Annotated in this window: 14 protein-coding genes; 1 reads left to right on the top strand and 13 read right to left on the bottom strand. The window is 62.7% G+C overall.

The window, feature by feature from the left end; genetic code table 11:
• Positions 1-685: 685 nt before the first annotated feature.
• The 7 genes from ACFPPB_RS08280 to ACFPPB_RS08250 all read right to left on the bottom strand — a co-directional run bounded on the left by ACFPPB_RS08280 (position 686) and on the right by ACFPPB_RS08250 (position 10501).
• Positions 686-3349: a M16 family metallopeptidase gene (locus ACFPPB_RS08280; RefSeq protein ID WP_377326211.1), complete on the bottom strand. Its 2664-nt coding sequence runs from the start codon at positions 3347-3349 to the stop codon at positions 686-688.
• A 282-nt stretch (positions 3350-3631) separates the two neighbouring features.
• Positions 3632-4204: a hypothetical protein gene (locus tag ACFPPB_RS08275; RefSeq protein ID WP_377326209.1), complete on the bottom strand. Its 573-nt coding sequence runs from the start codon at positions 4202-4204 to the stop codon at positions 3632-3634.
• A 64-nt stretch (positions 4205-4268) separates the two neighbouring features.
• A complete protein-coding gene (locus tag ACFPPB_RS08270; protein ID WP_377326207.1) occupies positions 4269-5090 on the bottom strand; it encodes an SPFH domain-containing protein in 822 nt (273 codons plus the stop codon).
• Between the two features lie 100 nt (positions 5091-5190).
• Entirely contained in the window at positions 5191-6009 is an 819-nt protein-coding gene (locus ACFPPB_RS08265) for a glycosyltransferase family 2 protein (protein ID WP_377326205.1), read from the bottom strand.
• 690 nt (positions 6010-6699) lie between these two features.
• Complete coding sequence (locus ACFPPB_RS08260) at positions 6700-6933, bottom strand: hypothetical protein (protein ID WP_377326203.1); 234 nt, start codon at positions 6931-6933, stop codon at positions 6700-6702.
• Positions 6934-7026: 93 nt separating this feature from the next.
• A complete protein-coding gene (locus ACFPPB_RS08255) occupies positions 7027-9231 on the bottom strand; it encodes a peptidase domain-containing ABC transporter (protein WP_377326201.1) in 2205 nt (734 codons plus the stop codon).
• Entirely contained in the window at positions 9224-10501 is a 1278-nt protein-coding gene (locus tag ACFPPB_RS08250; protein ID WP_377326199.1) for an HlyD family secretion protein, read from the bottom strand. The genes ACFPPB_RS08255 and ACFPPB_RS08250 overlap by 8 nt, the downstream gene beginning before the upstream one ends.
• Before the next feature lie 101 nt (positions 10502-10602).
• On the opposite strand from ACFPPB_RS08250, the gene ACFPPB_RS08245 reads away from it, so the two are divergent.
• Positions 10603-11007 carry a helix-turn-helix domain-containing protein gene (locus ACFPPB_RS08245; RefSeq protein WP_377326198.1) on the top strand — a complete coding sequence of 135 codons (405 nt, stop codon included), beginning with the start codon at positions 10603-10605 and terminating at the stop codon, positions 11005-11007.
• 30 nt (positions 11008-11037) lie between these two features.
• Here ACFPPB_RS08245 and ACFPPB_RS08240 read toward each other — a convergent pair whose 3' ends face one another.
• The 6 genes from ACFPPB_RS08240 to ACFPPB_RS08215 form a co-directional block, all read right to left on the bottom strand.
• Positions 11038-14148: an error-prone DNA polymerase gene (locus tag ACFPPB_RS08240; RefSeq protein WP_377326197.1), complete on the bottom strand. Its 3111-nt coding sequence runs from the start codon at positions 14146-14148 to the stop codon at positions 11038-11040.
• Between the two features lie 10 nt (positions 14149-14158).
• Positions 14159-15565 (bottom strand): Y-family DNA polymerase, encoded by a 1407-nt coding sequence (locus tag ACFPPB_RS08235; protein WP_377326196.1) that lies wholly within the window; start codon positions 15563-15565, stop codon positions 14159-14161.
• Between the two features lie 12 nt (positions 15566-15577).
• Complete coding sequence (imuA, locus tag ACFPPB_RS08230; protein WP_377326194.1) at positions 15578-16201, bottom strand: translesion DNA synthesis-associated protein ImuA; 624 nt, start codon at positions 16199-16201, stop codon at positions 15578-15580.
• Positions 16201-16821 carry a transcriptional repressor LexA gene (gene lexA / locus ACFPPB_RS08225; RefSeq protein WP_377326192.1) on the bottom strand — a complete coding sequence of 207 codons (621 nt, stop codon included), beginning with the start codon at positions 16819-16821 and terminating at the stop codon, positions 16201-16203. Before lexA ends, imuA begins: the two co-directional genes overlap by 1 nt.
• Positions 16822-16980: 159 nt before the next feature.
• The gene (locus ACFPPB_RS08220) at positions 16981-19188 is read right to left on the bottom strand and encodes a glycoside hydrolase family 20 protein (protein ID WP_377326190.1); all 2208 of its coding nucleotides are present in this window, start codon (positions 19186-19188) and stop codon (positions 16981-16983) included.
• A gap of 32 nt (positions 19189-19220) precedes the next feature.
• Positions 19221-20942, bottom strand: a complete 1722-nt coding sequence (locus ACFPPB_RS08215; protein ID WP_377326188.1) for an alpha-L-fucosidase — start codon at positions 20940-20942, stop codon at positions 19221-19223.
• Positions 20943-21644: the final 702 nt, after the last annotated feature.

The raw sequence follows: 21644 nt of genomic DNA, 5'->3' as shown, positions 1-21644 counted from the left end.
TCGACGCCGCGCTTATTGGGTCTGACTTCGACCGAATGGCTTCACAGGATGCTATCCGAAATCTGCCCGAGGCCAGAATCAGGGGCCATGCCCGCAGTTTTGGCAAGCCTCCAACGGCCGGTCTTTGGCCGAAGTCCGCCGATCGACTCCCGCCGCTGGCGAAGCTGGTCAAGTTGCGTGGCGAAGGTGGTCGGTTGGCTGGCGTTTTGCACTTTCGCGTAAGGCGGTGACGCACCAAGGCACTGGGTCCCGGATATCGCTTCGCGATTCCGGGATGACGAGAAAAATTTGGGCTGGGCATGAGACCCGGATCGCAAGGCGACATCCTGCCCATATTCCATACACGACATTGCAGCGCATGGTGATGGAGTTTTCCGCGCTGCCGCAGAACGCGAGGGTGCGGTTCGGGCTGGCCGTGGGGATCGGACTGCTGGTGGCCGTCGTGTTCCGTGTTGTGGCCTAGAGTTTGTTGCGGCGTCTGGGGAAAAGTCATCCGCTGGCGTCGGACGTCGTGGAACGCTCCAGCGCGCCGATGGAATGGCTCATGCCGCTGCTGACGCCGACAGTTGCCACGCGCATCTGGCAAGCGCCCCGCCCGCTTCGTTTGCCCTGGTGCGCGCGCTCGCGCCTACACGAAAAGGCCTGTCGACGACGGGCCTTTTCGCCGATGCTCGCGCGAACGTGATCAGCTCTTGGGTGCCGGCCCCTTCACTGCAGTCACGAAGCCGCCGGGGCGAAGGTACTTCGCATAGGCCTGCTGGACCTGCGGCGCGGTGAGCTGCAGATAGTGCTGGCCGGCGATGGTCATCGCATCCAGCGGCTTGCCCTCGATTGACAATTGCAGTAACTGACCGCCGATGGCGGCGAAACTGGATTCGCCCAAAGGAATCTGCCGCAGCATGATGCCCTTGGCGCGCTGCAGATCGCTGGCCGATACCGGTTGCTGTTGCATCTGCTGCAGATCCTTCACCACGATGGCGCTGGCCGCCGCCACCTTGTCCGGATCGGCGCCGAACGACACCGTGTACGTGCTGCGGTGCTTGCCCAGGTCGAAGCTGCTGTCGACGCTGTAGACCAAGCCGCGCGTATCGCGCAGATCCTGGTACAGCCGCGAGGCGTAGAAGCCGCCGCCCAGTACCTGGTTGCCAAGGTCGAGCGCGAAGCGGGCCGGATCGTCGCGGGTCACGTCGATGGTCTGCGCCATCGCTACACTGTCCTGGCTGGCACTGCTGTCGGGCACATTGAACTGGGTGGGTCGGTTGGGCGGCACCGCGGCATAGTCCACCACGGGCTTCGAGCCGGTCGCCTTCCAGTCGCCGAACGCCTGCTCCACCACCTGCTTCGCCTGCGCCGGATCGACCTTGCCGACGATGACGATGGTGGTCATGTCGGGCCGGAAGGTTTGCGCGTAGTAGTGCTTCACCCGGGGCAGCGTCAATGTGAGCACGTTCTGCGGCGTGGGATGGCGCAGTTGCGGGTCATTGGCCGGCAGCAGCGCTTTTTCCAGGCCCATCTCGGTGAGAAACGCGGGCGACTGCAGCTGCCCGGCGACCATACCGGCCACCTGATGCTGCACGACAGCGAACGCTTGCGGCGGCAACGCCGGATGCAGCTCGTTGTCGGCCAGCAGCTTGATGCCGTCGGTAAAATGCGCCGACGGCACGGCCAGCGAAAAGCGGCGGCCGGCCGATGCCTGCGCGCTGATCGCATCCAGCGCCTGCTGGAACTGAAGTCGGTTGAGGTGACTGGTGCCGAAGGGGAACAGCCCGTCCAGCACTTCGGCCACGCCTTCCTGGTCCTTGGACGCCTGCAGGTCCTGGTTGGTCTTGATCTGGCCGAACACCTGCACGGTGTCGCTGATCGATTCGGGCTGCACGATCAGGGTGAGGCCGTTCGGCAGCGTGCTCTTCACCGGCGACAACGCGGAGCGCGGCACCGAAAGCTTGTCGAACGCGTGTGCCGCCCAGTCCGGCAACGTCACCGGCTTGTCCGGGCTGGAGGAGAAACTCTCCGCGCCGCCAAAGCCCTTGCCGGCCACCGGCTTGCCCGAGCTTTGCGGGGTGAGGATGGCGGTGACCGCGTGCGCGGGAACGAAGGTGGCGCGGGCCAGCGCATTCACGCCGGCCGGGGTCACCGCCTCGATCGCCTGCTTCATCGCGTCGGGCGAGTCCAGCCCCTGGAACGCCAGCGCCTGCGACCACGCGTTGGCCAGCCCGGCGACCGAATTCTTCTGGAACTCCAGCCCGGCGATCGCCTTGCGCTTGGCCGCCTCCACCAGCGCCGGGTCGATGCCCTTGCTCGCCGCGTCGGCCAGGATCGACTGCATCTTCGCCAGTACCGGCTGCGGGTTGCCGCCGCGCGGGAAGATGCCCACCGCCATGCCCAGTCCGGCCTGCGGCATGAACTGCCCGACGAAGCCGCCGTACAGCGCGGTACCGTTTATGCCCATGCCGAACAGGTCGGCGCGCTGCGAACCCAGCGCCGCACCGAGCACGGCGGCCGTGGCGTAGTCCTTCGCGCCAAGCCCCGGCATGCGATAGGCGAGGTAGACCGAGCCATACGGACTGTCGGTAGGCAACTGCACCGTTTTCGCCGGCACCGGCTGGAATGCGAATGCGGGCCGCGCCGGCATCGTGCTGCGAGGAATGTCGGCGAACTGCGCCTTCACCTCGGCCAGCGTGGCGGCCGGATCGACGTCGCCGGCGATCACCAGGATCGCGTTGTTCGGCGCGTACCAGGTTTCGTGGAACTGCTTCAGCATCGCCGCCGTGGTCTTGTCGAACGAGGCGCGCGTGCCCAGCGGCGTATGTGCGTACGGCGTGCCCTCGAACAGCTGCGCCTGCAGCTGTTCGTAGAATTTGTACGACGGGTTGGACAGGTCGCGCGACACTTCCTGCTCGATCGCGCCGCGCTCCTTCGCCCAGGCCGCGTCGGTCACGTCCACCCCGCGCATGCGCAGGGCCTCCACGTGCAGCGCCACGCCCAGATCCCGCGCCGGCGTGACGAAGTAATACTGGGTGACGCTCTGCGTGGTATCCGCATTGAACGCACCGCCCATGTTAGCCGCGATCGCCGCCAGCTGGTCCTTGGTCAGGCCCGGACTGCCGCGAAACATCATGTGCTCCATCGCATGCGCCGTGCCCGGAAACGCCTCCGGCGCCTCGTCCGAACCGGCCAGGTAATTGATCTCGGTGGTCACCACCGGCGCCAGCGCGTCGCGCACGATCACCACCTGCAGACCGTTGTCGAGGGTGGCGCGGGTGACGTCACTGGCGCCACTCGCGGCCGCCGTAACCGCTGTCAGGGCCAGCGCGATCGCAGCGGCCAACGGCACGACTTGTTTCTTCATTGGATTTTCCTTGGGGTTGATGTCACTACTGTCGCTGTAGATCGTTCGACGAAACCCGTTTCATGCATTGAGGGTTCCGTTGAACATGCTCGATCCGTTATCACCGCACCGCTTCAAGATTACGGCTACTGACGCCTTGCCACGCTGGTCAGATCGCGGTCAACTCCCCGAACAGCGCGCTCGCACGGAACGGCGCGTTGTGGCGCCCCAGCCTGCAGATGGATCGGATCGGCTCCGGCAGATAAGCCGTTCAACCGCATGATCAGGTCATTTCCACACCCTTCACGACGGAGCCTTCAGCGCTGAAAGCGCCTGCTCTCGACGTTTCCATATCGCGTCGATGTCGCTGGCTTTCATCAGGTTCGACCCTGCGGCCGCCGCCGTGGCACCATCGTCGAGCTGGGTCAGGGCGTCATGCAGCGTGACGACAGCCCACACCATGTCGCTGTCGATGGCGACCAGTGTCTCAAGCGTGTCGCGCTCATCCCGGTGCCGCTGATGAATGCGATCCATCTCCGGTACTGACGCGGTGCGGAGGGTCGTTTCGAGATGTTCGATGTCGCATTGCAAACGCTGCAACGCCTGCGCGTTGGTGACGGCTGCCTGATCCGGAAAGGGATGCTCGCGCGTCGGTGGCGGCAGATGTTCGCGTCGGAAGGCGGCCTCCAAGGCTCCCAGATGGGCGCGGCATTGCCCGAGCAGTTCGCTGAGCTTGCTGCGGATCAGCAGATCATCGGCGCGCAGCTGGTTTTCGCGGCGATAGAAGTTGTATCCCCAACCGTAGAACAGGTTGGACACGGCTTGCTTGGCCGTGCCGGCGTCGTCGATCGGATTAGGGGTGGTTTTCAGTTCCATGAACTGCCCTCGACAGAATGAAGGGCCGCACCTTCACCGGCACGGCCACCAGCGGGAACGAATGTCAGTCCACTCCCGGCACGGGAAACGTGCCCATCGTGTGGCCACCGATGGAGAACGGCTGGCCCACCGCCATGTTCGGTGCGGACACCAGACCCTTTTCCGCCATTTTCAGCGCAACGTAGTAACGCACGGCATCGAGCTCTGACAACCCGAAGGCGCGCAAGGAAATGAGCTCTCGCATGCGCTCGTCCTTCGGGAGAATCAGCACCTTGGCGTCATTCAGCGTGATGCCGTAGACACCCAGGAACGAGCCCAGGTGTCCCTTCACCAGCTCCACGATGTCGTGGATGTGCTCGTTGATCTTCTCCATCGGCGTGACCTGGATGATCTGGTTGATCGCCTGCTCCACCACCGGGCCGGCATAGCGCGCGACTTCGTCGGCCTCGATCGCGTGACCGGCGAATGGCATGTGCGTGGTGAGTTTGAGCGCATCGTCCTTCGTGTCCACGTGGATGTAATACTCCACTTGGTAGGACATCTCGGCCATCTCCGCGGAACTGGCGATGCCGGTGCTGCGGATCAACAGCTTGGCACGATTGACGTAAAGCACCTCGTACTGCCACGGCGAACTGCCACCAAAAAAGCCGGTGACGAATCCGCCAATCAACGGCTTGTCTGGCGTTTGGATGGGATATTGCCCCGTGTCGTAAACGCCCAGCACCGCGCCGCGCGACTTGAGCACGGCAAAATGATTGGCCTCCACTGTCAGCAAACTTCCCGAGACCAGATTCTGTTCCGGATAATGCCAGGCCAATGTGCTTGGTCCCATCACGTCCGTGCCATCATCCTGAAGGGTCGATACCACCTGTCGTGTCAATGCCATACCTTGTCATCCTGCTTGTTGGTTTTGAAAGCGCTTCCACGTAGGGAAGCGGCGATTGATCCTTAACTTTGGTGGATTGGACGCTTACCTACGCTAAGCATTAAATAGCTTCAGTAAGGAAAACCTCTTTCCCATAATGTGAGGCTAATTTAGAAATGGCAACGTCATCATTTTTGTACATATTTTCCCTGAACATCCCAACTGATTGAGTATCGGGCCAGAAAATCGGATGCAATCTATTGCCAACTTTAATTGGAAAAAATCCATTTAAGCGGGCCATGACATACAACCAAAGGTCATCGCCCCTAGGACATAATTCAGTGAAAAGTGATTCATCCGTTACATCAGAATGCAGGCTGCCACATGGGTACAGTACCCCACCTACTCCAACAGCGATCGTGTCGGAACTACGTGTCCGCGATCTATTATCCTGAACATCGAAGCTCCAATCGTAGTATGGAGCCATCTGTCCGTTAGGCAGGTAGTGAAACCTATGCACCGAGTGCGCTAAAATGGCTTTGCCAAAAATGGCGAAACTACGAACCAATTCCTCAAGCCAGTGTCTCGGATAATAAATGTCATCATCGCATATCACAATATGAGCATGAGGATACGCACGAAGAGCTGGGACAATTTTCTTATACGAGTAAAGGTTCCTGGTCGGCGCAATAGTTATTTTATCACTGAGCTCGCGCACGGAGTTCGGCAAGCTGCCCATTTCTTCCTCAGCAATCCACAGCACAATGGCATCGGGAATGATAGTTTGCTCAAGAAGGCTCTTAATGGTTAAGTGAAGCCATTTAAATCTTGGTCCATAAGACGTCATGGAAATTATTAACTTACTACCCAAATCATGATGTTTAGGAGTAATCGGGCTGGTGCGCTTCTGATCTTCAAAGAGAGTTAGCAGTTTTCCCATCGGCGTTTCGTAGAATTTTATTCCATTAGTCACTTTACGCATCCAGAGTAAATTTAAACCAATAGTAAACAGCCGAAGTGAGTAGTGTTTCCGGCTATCTGCAGAAAACCCTAAAAGCAAACAACATTTCCAGTGCAGCCACATTCTGCTTGAGGGTGCCGATAGTTAATCAAAATATTTTTTGAAGAAGTCTTCGGGGGGGGGCTCTCTTCGCATTTGCATCTGCACATTCGCCGACGGGACAAATGAGATCGCAAAGAGAACAAATAAAACAATCATTGCGTAATCGCCATTTATCTTTGTTAAAATAAATACCGTCACGCCCGACACAAAGTATATTGCAAGTATCACCCAGTACATAAAATTGCCGCGGTAGCTGCTAAGTAAAAAATAGTACAATTGAAGTACTGCTGAAATATCAAACAGCACAAGCATAAATTTTTTAACCCAGACATCAAGTGTTGTGTTAGAAAATATTGAGACATTTATCAAGTACAATCCAATTGCGAGCAAAATAACGCCTGATACTTTGTATAATATTTTATACATAAAAATCTAACACCGCACGATTAAATGAAGTACAAACTGGAGTTAAGCCTAACCGGACCAGGTCGACAAAAGCGAGCCTTGGCATATGCCAAAGCTCGCCGGCTTTAAGACCATCAGGAGCGATGGATCTCAAAGATTGCCTCAGTAACCATTCATCTCGGCAACCGCCCCACCAAGAGCCATCACACCACTTGCCGCCCCATATACAGCGGCAGCTCCCAACATGGCTCCTCCAAGGATTGGCGCAGCGAGCACGGCAGCACCAATAGCACAAATAGCTGCCCCCGCCCCCAAAACGTCGGCGATGTAGCCACCGCCAGACACATCATTGATTTCACATTCTTCCAATTCACGCATCGATTCGGAAAAAGACATTATTTCTCTCCTTGATTTCTCTCGTTGAATTACGCACCCTATGTTTCAGGTGCAGCTATGATCGATCCGCCAATTTAAAATTTGGCAGTTTGATCAATCTTTAGTCACCTCGTTGATACCCCTCGCGGCTTCATTAGGCGGTGCCACTGATGAATGCTCGTCGACCAATTCGATACTCCCCCCGCGAAGGGAAACAACGTTTGATGCCATTCGAATCGTTTCTGCCCTGTGCGCGATTACAATTTTTGTGATTTTTAGGCAACGAAGAGCTTCATTAACGTGATACTCCCGTTCCATATCCAGATGACTGGTCGCCTCATCAAGCACCAAAAGCCTTGGTCGTCGACACAGCGCCCGCGCCAAAATTACCCGCTGCTTCTGTCCGCCTGACAAGCTCGACCCCATGTCACCTACGAGACTCTGGTATCCCATTGGCATCGCTGCAATGTCGTCGTGGATGGCCGCCAACCACGCCGCTGCTTCAATTTTGGTCGGGGTGATGTCACCGTCGAAGAATCTTATGTTGTCCGCGATCGTGCCCGCGAAGAGCTGATCATCCTGCATCACCGCCCCGATCCACTGACGGTAGGTATCCAGCCCGAGCTTGCGGATGTCGATACCCCCAAATTTAACGATGCCCTCGGTTGGTGCTAGCAAGCCCAGCACGATCTTGGCCAGCGTGCTCTTGCCACAACCACTGGAGCCGGTGATGGCGAGCGATTCACCGACTTCGATGCGAAGATTGCAGTGTCTAAGGACCCATGGCTCGCTTTCGGCATAGCGAAAGCTGATGTTGTACAGCTCGATGCTAGCCTCGGGGAGTGGGCCGTTCCATGCGGTTTCGACATTGGGTTCAGGTGCCGTCAGCGCGATGTCTGCCACCCGCTCGGCGTGCAAACTGAGCATGCTGAAGTCCACCCACTTGTCGATCAGCCCAGCAGCTCGACTGGTGAACTGATCCGCATATGCAATGAAAGCGATCAAGGCACCTGCGGTAAATTCGCTCTTGAGCGCGAGCGTGGCGGCGATCCAAATCATCGCCACTCGACCGAGGCCGAACATCAACTGGTTGCTCAGGGTGAAGGCGATAACGAGGCGCTGGATGCCGATGCCGCGGTTGACAGTGGACACCGTAGCATTGGCATAACGTGACAGCCGCTCGTCCTGCTTGTTGGCCAGCTTGATCGGCATGGCGCCGCGGATGGATTCCAGAAGCTCACTCTGCTGCCGCGCGGCGTAGACGATCTGCTCCTCGTTCGCTCGGCGCAGCGGGTTGAAGAAGGCCCAGCGGATCAAGCCATAGGCCAAGAACAGCCCCACGACCAAGACAGTGAGCCACAGGCTGTAGAAACCCATCACCACCAAGGTCACCATCGACATCAAGCCATCCAGCAATGAACCGATGAACTGGGTTGTGAGGGTTTGCTGGATGGTCTGGATGGAACCGAAGCGCGACACCACGTCGCCGATGTGCCGCTTCTCGAACCAGTCCAGTGGCAGGCGCATCAGATGGCTGAACAGATTGCTGGCCCACTGCACGTTGAGCGTGGCGCCGAGCCAAGTGACGGCCCATGAACGCGCGGCGGTGATGAGGGCGGAGAACACAGTGATGCCGAGGAACCCTAGCCCAAGTAGTGTCAACAGATCATGGTCTGCCGAAACCAGCACCTGATCCAGTACCCACTGCATATAGAACGGCCCCGCCAGCGCGAATACTTCCAACGCCAACGCCAGCAGCAGGATCTGCCCCAATGCGGGCACCAGCCCCCGCACTTTGCCAGTGAGCGAGCGCAATGACACAGCCTGGCGCTCACTGAGCGGTGCGAAATCTGCACCAGGGGTCAGCTCCAGCGCCACGCCAGTGAAGTGTTCGGATACCTCGCGCGTGCTTAGTTTGCGGATGCCGCGCGCTGGATCATGGATCACGGCACCCCGTCTGCCGGCTCGCTTGAGCACCACGAAGTGGTTGAGATCCCAGTGCAGCATGCAGGGGGTGCGTAGTTGGGCGAGATCGTTCAGGTCGAGCTTGAGCGGGCGGCAGGTAAAGCCGAGCTGGCCGGCCATTGTCATTACGCGCGCTAGCGTGACGCCCTTGAGCGAGGTGGAAAAACGCCGGCGCAAACCAGCTAGATCGACGTCATGGCCGTGGTAGCTGGCAATCATCGCCAAGCAGGCCAGTCCGCACTCGGCGGCTTCCGTCTGCAATATCATCGACAGGCGGTGCGACCAGCCGAATTGCAGTGCCATGCGCTGCGCACTGGACATGGCGGCGCGTTGCTCGCGAGAGCCATCAGCCATGGGCCGCGCCTCCCGCTAGGTGATGTGCCATGCCATACAGCGGCGCGAACACCCATTCGAGCAGGCTGCGCCGATCCATCAGGATGTCGGCGTCCAGCGCCATGCCGGGCTTCACCGACTCGGGCTTGCCGTAGGCCAGCACGTCCTGCTGGTTCAACCTCACCTGTACGCGGTACAGCGGCTCTTGGCTCTGCTGACCGACGAGCGTGGTGACTTCAGAGGGTGACAGCGCGCTGCGCGAGATGTCCGTCACCCGCCCGTACTGCTGGCCGAACTTTTGGTAGGGGAAAGCTTGGTAGCGCAGCACCACCGTGTTGCCCGGCGCGATGAAGCCGATCGCGCGGCTGGGCACCAGCAGCTGCGCCTGCAACGTCGAGCCAGCAGGCAGGATGGACAGCAGGGGCTGCCCGGCGCTCACCATCTGGCCCTGTTTCAGCAGTACGGCCGAAACAATGCCGTCGCGCGGTGCGCGCAGCACTGCCGCGCGCTGCAGTTCGTTCTGGGCAATGGACTGCACCACGGTGGCGAGCTGGCGTTCGGTATCGTTGCGCTTAGCGGTGGCGTCCAGCGGCAGTTGCGTCAGTTGCTGCTGCGCGGCATCCAGTTGCTGGCGCGTATCCAGCTGTTGACGAACCAATGCCTTGTACTGCGCCTGCGCATCGAGCGCAGTGGCTTTCTGCTGCTGGATTTGCAGCGCGGAGACGTAGCCCTTGGCACCGAGCGGCTCGATGCGTGCCAGCAATTGCTGATTGCTGGTGACCTGTTGTTGCTGAATGCCCAACTGACCGCCGATCTGCGTCAGCTGCGCATGCAGCAGGGACACTCTGGCGCGCAGAGCGTCAGCTTGCTGTTGCGTCAACTGCTGCTGGTTGAGCAGGTCCGCTTGCAGGCCGGCTCGCTGTGCGTCCAGTTGCTGCCCGACTAGCGCATGGGTGTCGCCCAGCGCAGCACTGTCCTGATCGCTGGACAATTCCAGCAGCACTTCGCCCGCCTTGACAGCTTGACCGTCATGCACGTGCAGACGCGTGATCGTGCCGGCGCTGGGCGCGGTGACGTTGAGCAGGCCGGCACTGGGCACCAACTGGCCGCTGACAGTTTCGCGGCGGGTGTAGTGGCCGAGGACGAGGAACAGCAGGAGGGCCACAGCGAGTGCCAGTGCCAAGGCGGTCAGCAACCAGCGCGACAAGGGTGCGGCGACAATGATGGAACCCAGCCATTCCCCGCGCCGGGCTTCCACGACTTCCTGTCGAAACAACGACGTCCTTGACATCCAGCTACTCCCCAGTTGCTTGATGATTCTCGTAACGGGTTATGATTCCCCGTCAGTCAAAAGGTACTCAGGCCGAGGACACTCGTCAACAGGGTGAAGATGTGAGTGCGACTCTCGAATTGTTCGAACGCTACAAGCAATCGATCGGTGCCCATGCCGACAGCGCTGGTGCACAGGCGCTGGGCGTGAAGAGCCAGACCGTGAGCAACTGGCGCACGCGCGGCAGCCAGGCCGAGCCGCAGCTGATCGAGAAGATGTGCGTGATGCTGCGCGAAGACGTGGCGCCCTGGTTGCTGCGAGTGCAGATGGAGCAGACACCCGACACCTCCAATCGTGAGGTATGGCGGCGCGTGGTGGAAAAGCTGGGCTACCGCATCACGGGCGTGGCCGCAGCACTCTGCATTCCCGCGGCATGGCAGTCGTGTTACACCGATGCGTCGCTCGTCGACGCGGCGCGCATCATGACCTATGTGAGGGCATGGGTTGACCTCGCAATCGCCGCTTGAGCACGCTCGCGATGGTCAGTGGAAATCCGGTCAATGGAAATCCCGCGACCGCGCATCCAGCGTGCCCAGCAAGGGGGTCAGATCCTGCAGACGCTGTGCGATCAGGTGACTGACGCCGTCCACGTGTTCCCATTGGCCTTCCACCGCGAGCAGGCGTGCCTCGATCAACGCGCGGCGCTGCGTTTCGGCCACATGCCGCCAGACCACCACGTTGACCAGGCCGTGTTCGTCTTCGAGGGTCAGGAAGATGATGCCGCTGGCCGTCTGCGGCTGCTGCCGCGACGTCACCAGCCCGGCCACCCGCACGCGGCTGTTGTGCGGCCGGGTGCGCAACACCTTTGCATCGATGCAGTGGGCCGCGCGCAGCCTGGCCCGGATCTGTCGCAGCGGGTGCGGCCCGAGGCTCAGTCCCAGCCGCGCATAGTCCGCCAGCGTGTCTTCGGCTTGCGTGGGCAGCGGCAACGCGACGGACTGCTCGGCCGGGCTGTCCATGCCGAACAACGGCAGCTGCGCCTCGACGCCGGCGACGGCCCAGCGGGCGCGATGGCGATGGCCGGCCATGCCGTGTAGCGCGCCCGCATCCGCCAGCAGGTCCTGATGCCGGCGATCCAGCCCGGCACGCGCGCACAAGTCGGTGATGTCGGCGAAAACATGCTGCTGGCGCGCCGTCATCAGGCGCAGAGCGGCGGCTTCGGAAAAGCCGCGCACCATGCGCAGACCCAGCCGGATCGCATGTGAACCGGCCGCGTCACGCCTGCCTTTTTCCAGCCGGCCTTTTTCCGGCCTGCCGTTTTCCAGCGTGCAGTCCCAGGCGCTGAAACGCGCATCGACCGGGCGCACCACCACGCGATGACGCTGCACGTCCTGCAGGATCTGGCTAGCCGCGTAGAAACCCATCGGCTGCGAGTTGAGCAGCGCGCAGGCGAACGCGGCCGGGTGATGGCATTTCAGCCAGCTCGATGCGTAGACGATGTTCGCAAAGCTGGCCGCGTGCGACTCGGGAAACCCATACGAGCCGAAACCCTTGATCTGCTCGAAGATGCGGTCGGCAAAGGCCGCCGTGTATCCGTTGCGCAGCATGCCTTGCATCAGCTTCTCGCGGTGCTGCTCCAGCCCGCCGTGCCGCTTCCATGCGGCCATCGAACGACGCAGCTTGTCGGCGTCGTCGGCGCTGAAGTCCGCAGCCACCATCGCCAGCTTCATCACCTGCTCCTGGAACAGCGGCACGCCCAGCGTGCGTTCCAGTACCTCCTTGAAAGCCTGCGACGGATACTCGACCAGCTCTTCACCGTTGCGGCGTCGCAGGTAGGGATGCACCATGTCGCCCTGGATCGGGCCGGGCCGCACGATCGCCACCTGGATCACCAGATCGTAGAAGTTCGCCGGCCGGTGCCGCGGCAGCATCGCCATCTGCGCACGGCTTTCGATCTGGAACACGCCCACCGTGTCGGCGCGCTGGATCAGCTCGTAGGTGGCGCCATCGTCAGGCGGGATCGTTGCCAGCGTGTGATCCACGCCGTCGTGCGCGCGCAGCAGATCGAGGCATTTCCGTACGCAGGTCAGCATGCCAAGCGCCAGGCAATCCACCTTCAGCATGCGCATGGTGTCCAGATCGTCCTTGTCCCACTGGATGATGGTGCGATCCGGCATCGCCGCGTTTTCCACCGGCACCATCTCGTGCAACGGCACATGGGAAATCACGAAACCGCCTACGTGCTGCGACAGGTGCCGCGGCATGCCTAGCAGTTCATGGGTCAGCTTCAGTAGACGGCGGATGACCGGGCTGTGCGGATCGAAACCCTGTTCGCGCAGACGCTCCTCGGCGGTGCTGTCGCCCCAGCCGCGCGCAAAGACATCGCTGAGCTGGTCCACCTGGTCCAGCGGGAGACCGAGCGCCTTGGCCACGTCGCGCACCGCGCTGCGGCCGCGGTAGCAGATCACCGTGGCGGCCAGCGCGGCGCGCTCGCGCCCGTACTTCGCGTAGATGTACTGGATCACCTCCTCGCGCCGCTCGTGCTCGAAATCGACATCGATGTCGGGCGGCTCGTCGCGGTCCTCGCTGATGAAGCGCGCGACCAGCAGGTTGTTGATTTCCGGATCCACCTCGGTCACGCCCAGCGCAAAGCACACGGCGGAGTTGGCGGCCGAACCGCGGCCCTGGCAAAGGATGCCTTCGCCGCGCGCGAAGCGCACGATGTCGTGCACGGTGAGGAAGAACGGTTCGTACTTCTTCAGTTCGATCAGCGCCAGTTCGTCGTCGATCAATCGGCGCACCTTGTCGCTGGCGCCGCCTCGCCAGCGCCAGCGCATGCCTTGCTCGACCAGATGGCGCAACCAGCTGGTCGCCGTGTGGTCCTCGGGCACCAGCTCCTCCGGATAGTCGTAGCGAAGTTCCGTCATGTCGAACGTGCAGCGCTGCGCGATGCGCACGCTTTCGCGCATCAATGCAGCCGGATAGATCGCCGCCAGCGCATCGCACCGGCGCAGGTGGCGTTCGCCGTTGCGGAAGATCAGCGCACCTGCATCGGCGATCGGCACGCGATGCCGGATCGCGGTGAGCGTGTGCTGCAACGCCAGCCGGCGACGCACGTGCATGTGCACATCGCCGCTGGCCACCAGCGGGAGATCGAGCGCACGACCCAGCGCCTGCAGGTCGCGCAGGCGTGCCACATCGTCGGGCCCGCGATGCAGTTCCACCCCCAGCCATGCGCGCTCGCCGAAGGTCGCGCGCATCCAGCGGCCTTGTGCGATGTCCGGTTGCGGCCCGGGCAGCCACAGCGCCAGCGTGCCCGGCAGGCCATCGTCCAGGTCGGCGCAGGTGAGTCGGTACCTGCCTTTTTTCGATGCCCGTCGCCCGCGCGTGATCAGGCGGCAGAGCGCCGTATAGCCTTGCCTGTTTTCGCACAGCAGCACCAGCTTCGGTCCATCGTCGAGCTGGAACTCGGCGCCCACGATCAACTTCACGCCGGTTTCGCGCGAAGCCTCGAGCGCGCGCACGATGCCGGCCAGCGAGCATTCGTCGGTGATCCCCAGCCCGGTGTAGCCGCATGCCTTCGCGCGCTCGAACAACTCGCCCGCGCTGGATGCTCCGCGACCGAAGGAGAAGTCGGACAGGCAATGCAGTTCGGCATACGAACTCATACAAGCAGGTTCATGCGAACCAGCCCTGCAGCATCCAGCCGCTCTGTTCGCCGGGCTGACAGAACGCCCACGCGTGCTGACCCAGCGAGGTCTCGATCACGTAGTAGTCGCGGCACGCTTCGGCGCCGTCCCACCAGCCGGTTTCCAATCGTTCGGGACCGGCCAGGATGCGCGGTGCCGGACCGCGCAGCGGAATCGGGCGATCGAGCAGCCAGGTCGGGCGCGGACGCGGCTCTTCGTAGCTGGCGCCGCCGTGTTCGGCCACTGCCTGCGCGCGTTCGGGACGCGGATCGGTGGTGCCGCCCAGCCGGTAGACGGCGCGATCGCCCAGCCGCGCACGCAGCCGCTCGCGCAGCTGTTCGATCGGCAACGCGTTGGCGGGGCGTTCGTCGAACAGGTCGCGGCCGGCCGGCACGAAGTCCGGCAGCTCGCGGGCGACCAGCCGCAAGCCCAGCACGGGCTCGGGCAGTTGCACGTGCTCAAGCCGGCCGCGTGCCAGTTCGAACAGCATGCCGGCGTCGCGCTCGGGCGACAGCAGGCCGACCGTCACCGCGGTCGTCCTGCCTTCGCGATGCTCGAGCCGGAGCACGAACCGCTGCACGCCGCCGTCCCTGCCCGCCAGGTAGGCAGCGAGGTCGCCGGTCATGCGACGCAGCGGAAACACCAGAGCGGCGATGTTCTCCACCTCGTGCGTCAGTTCGACCCGAAGGTCGAACACATCCGGTGGACGATAACTGTCGAGCCCGGCCGGCAGCTCGCCGAGCAGGCGATCGATGGATTGCAGCAGTCCGGCCCCGAAGCGGCGACGAAGGCCATCGCGCGGCAGTCCCAGCAACGGCCCCAGCGTGCGGATGCCCATGCCCGACAAGGCATCGACGGCAGCGGCCGGCAGGCGGCTCTTGCGCATCGGCACGTCGCGCAGCGCGGCGCGCAACCCGTCCGGCGCCAGCACTGCCCGGCCATCCTCGATGCCGGCCAGCACGTAAGCCGCATGTGGCGTGGGCGCGACCGCGACGCGATGACGAAAACCCAGCGCGGTGAAGTCGGCACGCAGCATGGACTCGAACCGCGGCCAGGGGCCGAACAGGCCGAGGCTGCGGCTTACCTCCAGCACGATCGCATGCGGCAGCAGGCTCACCTCGGAGCTGTAGCGATACGCCACCGCCGCCAGGAATCGCTGCCAGCGATCGGCCGCCTGCGGGTCGTAGGGCAGCGCGTCGAATCGCGCGAGCAACGCGTGGGCGGCGGTCAGGCGCTGGCCGACCCGCAAGCCCGCATCACGCGCCGAGGCATTGACCGCCACGATGCTGCGCGCGTTGACGGCGCCATCCACCAGAACCAGCGGCTCGTCGCCCACGCGACGGCGAAGGATGCCATCCAGTGCCAGATGCGGCAGCAATACACAGGCCCACAACATGATCGCCAGCCATCAATGCAATGAGCGCGGAAGCGCGAAAGGCTGCGCCGGCACGGCGCCGCCGCGACACTTGCGCACCCATACCTGGGCGCGTGGCGCGGTTTCGATCTCCAGCCGCAATGCCGCCGGCGAAGCACTCGAGAGATGCCTGCGATCGCGGAACGCGAACGCCAACGCCTTGCCCGTGTCGGCCGCCACCTGCAGGCGGCGCAGCGCGCGATCGTCGGCCTGGCGTGGCCACGCCAGCACGGCGGAGCAACTGCCCGAGCGCAGGCATTGCTCGGTAGCCCACAGCACCTCGGCTTCCGGCGCCGCCACGATATCCACCCGCCGCATGTCGACGCCGTGCTGTTGCCAGCCGGCCACGCAGGGCGCATACGGCGGCGCCACGATGACTACCGCACGTTTGCCGCGGCTGAGCCGCGCCATCGTGGGCAGTAGCAGGCGAAGCTCGCCCACGCCATCGACCGGCAGCAGGATTTCGGAAAGTGCGGCAGCCGGCCAGCCCCCTGCGGGAAGCGACGCATCCAGCGCGGCCCACCCGGTCGGCTGCTCGCCTGCCGGTACGGGCACGGCCCGGCCGCGCCAGACCTGTCGCGCATCGAGCATGCCCGACAAGGCGACGATCGCGCCCATCAGCAGCCCCTCAGCAAGCCTGCGAACAAGCCTTCGATGGCGAAGTCGTCGCTGGGATCCGGATCGATCGGCCGATAGCCCGGACTGTTCGGCAACAGCCGTATCACATCGCCCTTCCAGTACAACCGCTTGATGGTGAAACGGTCGCCACCCAACCGCGCCGCGACCACTTGACCGTGACGGGCCACCGGTGTGGCATGCACACCCACGAGATCCTGGTCCAGAATGCCCTCGTCGCGCATCGAGTCACCGATCACCCGCACCAGGTAATCCGGTTTCAGCCGGAACAGCCAGCGCGACACGCGCAACGTGCGTTCGATACGCGATTCGGAAAACAGCGGCTCGCCTGCAGCGATGCGGCCGACCAGCGGCAGATCCATGGTGTCCGCATCGATGGGGTCCGGCGCGGTCACCAGCCGGATGCCGCGCGAACGGTTCGGCTCGATGACCAGCCGACCCTTGGCCTCCAGCGAGCGCACATGTTTCAGCACCGCGCTGACGTTGGGCAGGCCCATCGCCTGGCCGATCTCTTCCAGCGTCGGTGCCTGGCCACCTTGCTCCACGCGGGCACGGATGAAGTCCAGGATGTTGGATTGGCGGGAGGTCAGCTGCAGGCTCATGCCCGCTATATTTTCACCATTTCAGGTGAAAATACAGGTATTGATGAGTTTATTTTTCAGAATCCATGGCGGGAATCCCGCGTCTTTCACGTAACGCGTTGATGCACAAGGGCACTGGGTCCCGGATATCGCTTCGCGATTCCGGGATGACGGACAAAATCACTGCAGCATGATTTCGTCGGAGAACAACCACGCCCGGTGACCGGCACCAGGGCTGTCGGTCGGCAGCGGTCCATAGTTTTCCGCCTTGACGCGGACATAGCGCGCGCTTATCGGCACGGCGCTGGCGAATTCGATGCGCTGCACCAGCGTGCGCGCATCGCCGGCGTCGATCCTGGGCGTCTTGGTGTCGAGTTGCGACCAGTGCTGGCCGTCGGCCGACACATAGAACGTCACGCTCCTGGGCGGGAGCACCCAGGAGCCGCTCTGCTGGATGAAGTTCACCGCGATACTGCGCAGGCTGGTCGTTTGCCGCAGGTCGATGCTTGCATCCAGATCGCCGCCTTCCCAGCCGATCCATTGGCCGTCGTGGAGGTTGTTGCTGCCTAGCAGTCCATCGTCCAGCGCGCCGGGCGAGCCGCTGTAGCGCGGGCTCGGCGGCTGTGCGTAGGTGATCGGCTTGCCCGACGCCAGGTTGTCGAGCAGGGTAAAGCGGGTCGGCAGATCCATGGCGCGGCCGTGGCGGAAAGGCGTCACCTGCAACGTGCCCGCGTGGCGGATCGCCAGCGTGTCGGTGAATGCGGGAGAACCCTCGCCCGGCGCGCTGCCATCGATGGTGTAGCGGAAGACCAGGTCGGCCAGATTGCGCGTGGCCTGCAACTGCCAGCCGCCCTGCGGATCGGGCGCGACATGGAAATCGGCCAGATTCTGTTCCTCGGCACCGTAGTTCACCTGCCGGGCGTCGAGCCAGGGGTATTGCGCCTGCAGGCGGCGCTGAAAATCGGCGTAGTCGCGCGGGCCGTCGTTCCAGGTGATTTCGGCGAACGCCAGCACGCGCGGGTACAGCTTGCTTTCCGCATTCAGCGGCGTGGCGTACTCGCTCCACAAGGGCGCTTCGGCACCGAGAAACTGCCCGGCCGGGGCGTCGGCATAACCCTGGCGGGGATCGCTGGCGTAGATCTTTTTCACGCCGAGTTCGGCGGTGGGCGTGTCCAGATAATACGGTCCGGCGTTGATGATGCGATGACCGCTGGCAAGCGCCTTGCGGCCCTCGGCTTCACCGCGCCAGATCTCGACGATGGCATTTTTGTCCGCGCCGCCTTCGAGGATCTCGTCCCAGCCGATCAGGGTCCGCTGCTTGCCGGCCAGATAGGTCTGGATGCGCCGGATGAAATAGCTCTGCAAGCCTTCCTCGTCGGCCAGCCCCTGCGCGTGCATGAGCTGCTGGCAGGAGTCGCAGGCTTTCCAGCGATCCTTCGGCACCTCGTCGCCGCCGATGTGCACATACGGCGCGGGGAACAGGTCGATCACCTCGTCGAGCACATGCTGCAGGAAGGTGAAGGTGGCTTCGTCGCCCACGCAGTAGACATCCTTGAATACGCCCCAGGTGATGGGTACCTGCAAAGGCTGCCGGGTGCATGAGAGTTGCGGGTAGGCGGCCAGCGCCGCCGTGCTGTGGCCCGGCATCTCGATCTCCGGAATCACGGTGATGTTGCGCCTGCGTGCATATTCGACGATGTCGCGGATCTGCTGCTGGGTGTAGAAGCCGCCATAACGGCTGCCATCGGCTTCGATGCGCCAGGCCCCCATCTCGGTGAGCGCGGGATAGCGCTCGATGGCAATGCGCCAGCCCTGGTCCTCGGTGAGATGCCAGTGAAAAATATCGATCTTGTTGTAGCTGAGCACATCCAGCTGTTTCTCGATGAAAGACACCGGATAGAAGTGCCTGCCCGCGTCCAGCATCACCCCGCGCCATGGAAAGCTCGGCGCATCCTCGATGTGCAGCGCCGGAATATTCGCCCTGGCCGCATGCCGGAGCGGCAACAACTGGCGCAGCGTCTGCACGCCCCAGAACAGGCCTTTGTCGGTCGCGGCACTGATCGTGACATGCCGCGTCGTCACCGAAAGCCGATACGCTTCATCGCCCTGCACGGACGGATCCCTCCTCAGCACGATCGCGTGCGCGGATTTGCCGCGGGATAGCCGGATGCCGGTCCGCTCCCGAATCGCCTCGCGCAGGAAAGAGGCGATTTCGCGTGCGCGCGCATCGCCGGGGGCGACGATCGTGGTGCGCGCGTCCAGCACATAGCTCCCCTTGTCGACCTGCAGTTGCTGCGGCTTCGGAATAATCGAGATGTCGGCCGCCGTGCAGACGCCCGACAAGGCGGCCAGCAGGCCAAGGCAGCACAGGGCAAGCGATTTCGACATCGAACAAACTCCCAGCGAATTACGGAGCCGATCTATCGGCTCACTGATCCTTCCCGGCGCGCAAGAGCATCCGGCAGCTGGTTGCGCGCAGCTGTCGATTTTCCTGCGGCCGATTTCCCCGTGAACACGACGGCGCTTTCCAGCTCGATGCGGTATGCGTAGGCATGCACGCCCGCCGGCTGCGCCGGCAGATCCATATGCAGACCATCGGCCTGCTGGCTGAAAGCGACCGGTTTGCCGGTCGCCAGCAAGGTCACCGACTTCACCCGCATGGCGGGTCCAATCGAATGAGCCACCGCGTGGCGCGTCGCCGGCCAGCCCAGTTCGATGGCGTACAGCCGGTCGCCCTTCGTCGTGAAGCGAAAGTCTTCGGCGGTGTACGGCCGGGTCTTGGTGTCCTGCATGGTGCCGGCCGGTACCTGGGTGGGACCCTCGCCGAAACGCCGCCACGGCCGCGTGCCATAGATCGCTTCGCCATTGGCGGCCAGCCACTGCCCGACGGCCTGCAGGATATGCCGGGTCTGCGCCGGAATGGTGCCGTCGGCCTTGGGCCCGATGTTCAACAGCAAGTTGCCGTTCTTGCTGACCACGTCGGCGAGCAGGTGCACGACCTCGTCCGGCGACTTGTAGGTGTCGCCTTCCGCATAGCCCCAGGAATCGTCGCTGACCGAAGTTTCGGTCTGCCAGGGTTGTTCGCGGATATCCGCCGCCTGCCCCCGCTCGATGTTCATGGTGCCGGTGCCGGGACGCATGTTGTCCAGCTTGTAGAAAAGCACGACTCCTTGCCGGCGCGCCGCTGCCTGGTTGTAGTAGAACGCCGCGAACTCGGCCAGCGCGCCGCGGAAACGCGGCTGTCCGACCCACCAGTCGAAGTACATCAGGTCGGGGTGATAGTCCTGCACGATCTCGACCGAACGCGCCAGCCAGTCGTCGAGATACGCATCGGACACGAAGGTCCAGTCGACATCCTTGCCGTCTTCGCCCTTGCCCGACGTCAAGGCATGCGCCGGGCCGTACAGCGCCGCGTAACGCGGATCGTTGACGTCGGAATCGAAGGTGCGGCCGTTGTCGAAGAACCAGTCATGCTCGGCGCGATGGGAGGACAAGCCCAGCCGCATGCCCTGCGCGCGAATGGCGCGGGCCAGCTCGCCGATCACGTCGCGATGCGGCCCCATCTTCACCGCCGTCCAGTCCGACAACTTCGAGTCGTACATCGCGAAGCCGTCGTGGTGTTCCGCCACGGGCACCACGTAGCGCGCGCCCGCTTCGCGGAACAAGCCGGCCCATGCCTGCGGGTCGAAGTGTTCCGCCTTGAAAAGCGGAATCAAATCCTTGTAGCCGACCCTCGGCATCGGGCCGTAAGTGGCCACCTGGTGCCGGTCATAGTTGGAGTATTCGCCAGTGCGCTCATAGATGTGGCGGGGATACCACTCGCCTTTGTAGGCCGCCACCGAATACACGCCCCAGTGGATGAAAATGCCGAACTTGGCATCGCGGTACCAGTCGGGAGTGCGATAACCGCCAAGGCTCTGCCAGTCCGGCTGCATCGGTCCCTGCCAGGCGATCTTGCGGGCCTGCTCGAGAATGGTCCGGCGCACCTGGTCGTACGGCCGGTTGGCCGCTACCCATTGCTTCTCTATCGTTGCCGCATCCGGCGGCCGTGCATCTGCTGCAACTGCCGAACCGCAGAGGGTGGCCAGCCCCAGCCACAGGCTGGCGACCACCGCCATCTTGCGTGTCCATGCGCGCCTCATGACTTTTGCGCCGACGTTCATCGAGCATCGCTGAGAGCAAAAGCTTTGGTCGACGTGGCGGCCGGCCGAGGGCTGATCGGGTTGCCGATTCCCGGACCCATCCAGAAACAGGTGAAAGCGATGACCCGGCATGGCTGCAACCTTTCATTCTTGCGGCACCGATGGCACCGGGTGGTCGTCGATCCGCCACGCGCACGGAGAAGTGTTTGCTTGAACGGATGTACGACTTCCGGGCCTCCCCTTCCAGCCATAGCCGGTTCACATACGAACCCATGGTTCATATTTATTTAGATCGTGACAAGTTGCATTGCAACAACCGACGAGCGGCTGCGGGCACGCATGAAGGGACTGGCGGGGGAATCTCGAATAATCACGCTTCTCGCGCTCGTAGGAGCGCACCCTGTGCTCGAAAGCACGATGCGATGGGGTGACGGGGTTCGCGCACAGGGTGCGCTCCTACAAATCGGGGTTATTCGAGGTGCCCGAGGGAGAGAAACGGCGCTTGAAAGAAGACGTACGCGGATCTAGGGATGCTCTGATCTATATCAACGCAGGCGTCACCGGTTCTGTCTGCTCGCATCTTCGCGGTGCGCCGACGAAGGCAGGCTGGCCGCCTGTCGAGGAGGTGCGCCGCGGAGATGCGGGCAGACAGAACCGGCCCCAACCGATTGAAAACAAATGACGGCATGATGTCCAGAAGGC

This window comes from Rhodanobacter terrae, from assembly GCF_042657005.1.
In the GTDB taxonomy this organism is placed as follows: Bacteria; Pseudomonadota; Gammaproteobacteria; order Xanthomonadales; family Rhodanobacteraceae; genus Rhodanobacter; species Rhodanobacter terrae.
This window is presented reverse-complemented; position numbering and strand designations above follow the sequence as displayed.

What these genes read in the sequence shown, in the direction of transcription:
- ACFPPB_RS08280 (WP_377326211.1), bottom strand. Translation starts at nt 3,349, where the DNA reads ATGAAGAAACAAGTCGTGCCGTTGGCCGCTGCGATCGCGCTGGCCCTG.
- ACFPPB_RS08275 (WP_377326209.1), bottom strand. Translation starts at nt 4,204, where the DNA reads ATGGAACTGAAAACCACCCCTAATCCGATCGACGACGCCGGCACGGCC.
- ACFPPB_RS08270 (WP_377326207.1), bottom strand. Translation starts at nt 5,090, where the DNA reads ATGGCATTGACACGACAGGTGGTATCGACCCTTCAGGATGATGGCACG.
- ACFPPB_RS08265 (WP_377326205.1), bottom strand. Translation starts at nt 6,009, where the DNA reads ATGGGAAAACTGCTAACTCTCTTTGAAGATCAGAAGCGCACCAGCCCG.
- ACFPPB_RS08260 (WP_377326203.1), bottom strand. Translation starts at nt 6,933, where the DNA reads ATGTCTTTTTCCGAATCGATGCGTGAATTGGAAGAATGTGAAATCAAT.
- ACFPPB_RS08255 (WP_377326201.1), bottom strand. Translation starts at nt 9,231, where the DNA reads ATGGCTGATGGCTCTCGCGAGCAACGCGCCGCCATGTCCAGTGCGCAG.
- ACFPPB_RS08250 (WP_377326199.1), bottom strand. Translation starts at nt 10,501, where the DNA reads ATGTCAAGGACGTCGTTGTTTCGACAGGAAGTCGTGGAAGCCCGGCGC.
- ACFPPB_RS08240 (WP_377326197.1), bottom strand. Translation starts at nt 14,148, where the DNA reads ATGAGTTCGTATGCCGAACTGCATTGCCTGTCCGACTTCTCCTTCGGT.
- ACFPPB_RS08235 (WP_377326196.1), bottom strand. Translation starts at nt 15,565, where the DNA reads ATGTTGTGGGCCTGTGTATTGCTGCCGCATCTGGCACTGGATGGCATC.
- imuA (WP_377326194.1), bottom strand. Translation starts at nt 16,201, where the DNA reads ATGGGCGCGATCGTCGCCTTGTCGGGCATGCTCGATGCGCGACAGGTC.
- lexA (WP_377326192.1), bottom strand. Translation starts at nt 16,821, where the DNA reads ATGAGCCTGCAGCTGACCTCCCGCCAATCCAACATCCTGGACTTCATC.
- ACFPPB_RS08220 (WP_377326190.1), bottom strand. Translation starts at nt 19,188, where the DNA reads ATGTCGAAATCGCTTGCCCTGTGCTGCCTTGGCCTGCTGGCCGCCTTG.
- ACFPPB_RS08215 (WP_377326188.1), bottom strand. Translation starts at nt 20,942, where the DNA reads ATGAGGCGCGCATGGACACGCAAGATGGCGGTGGTCGCCAGCCTGTGG.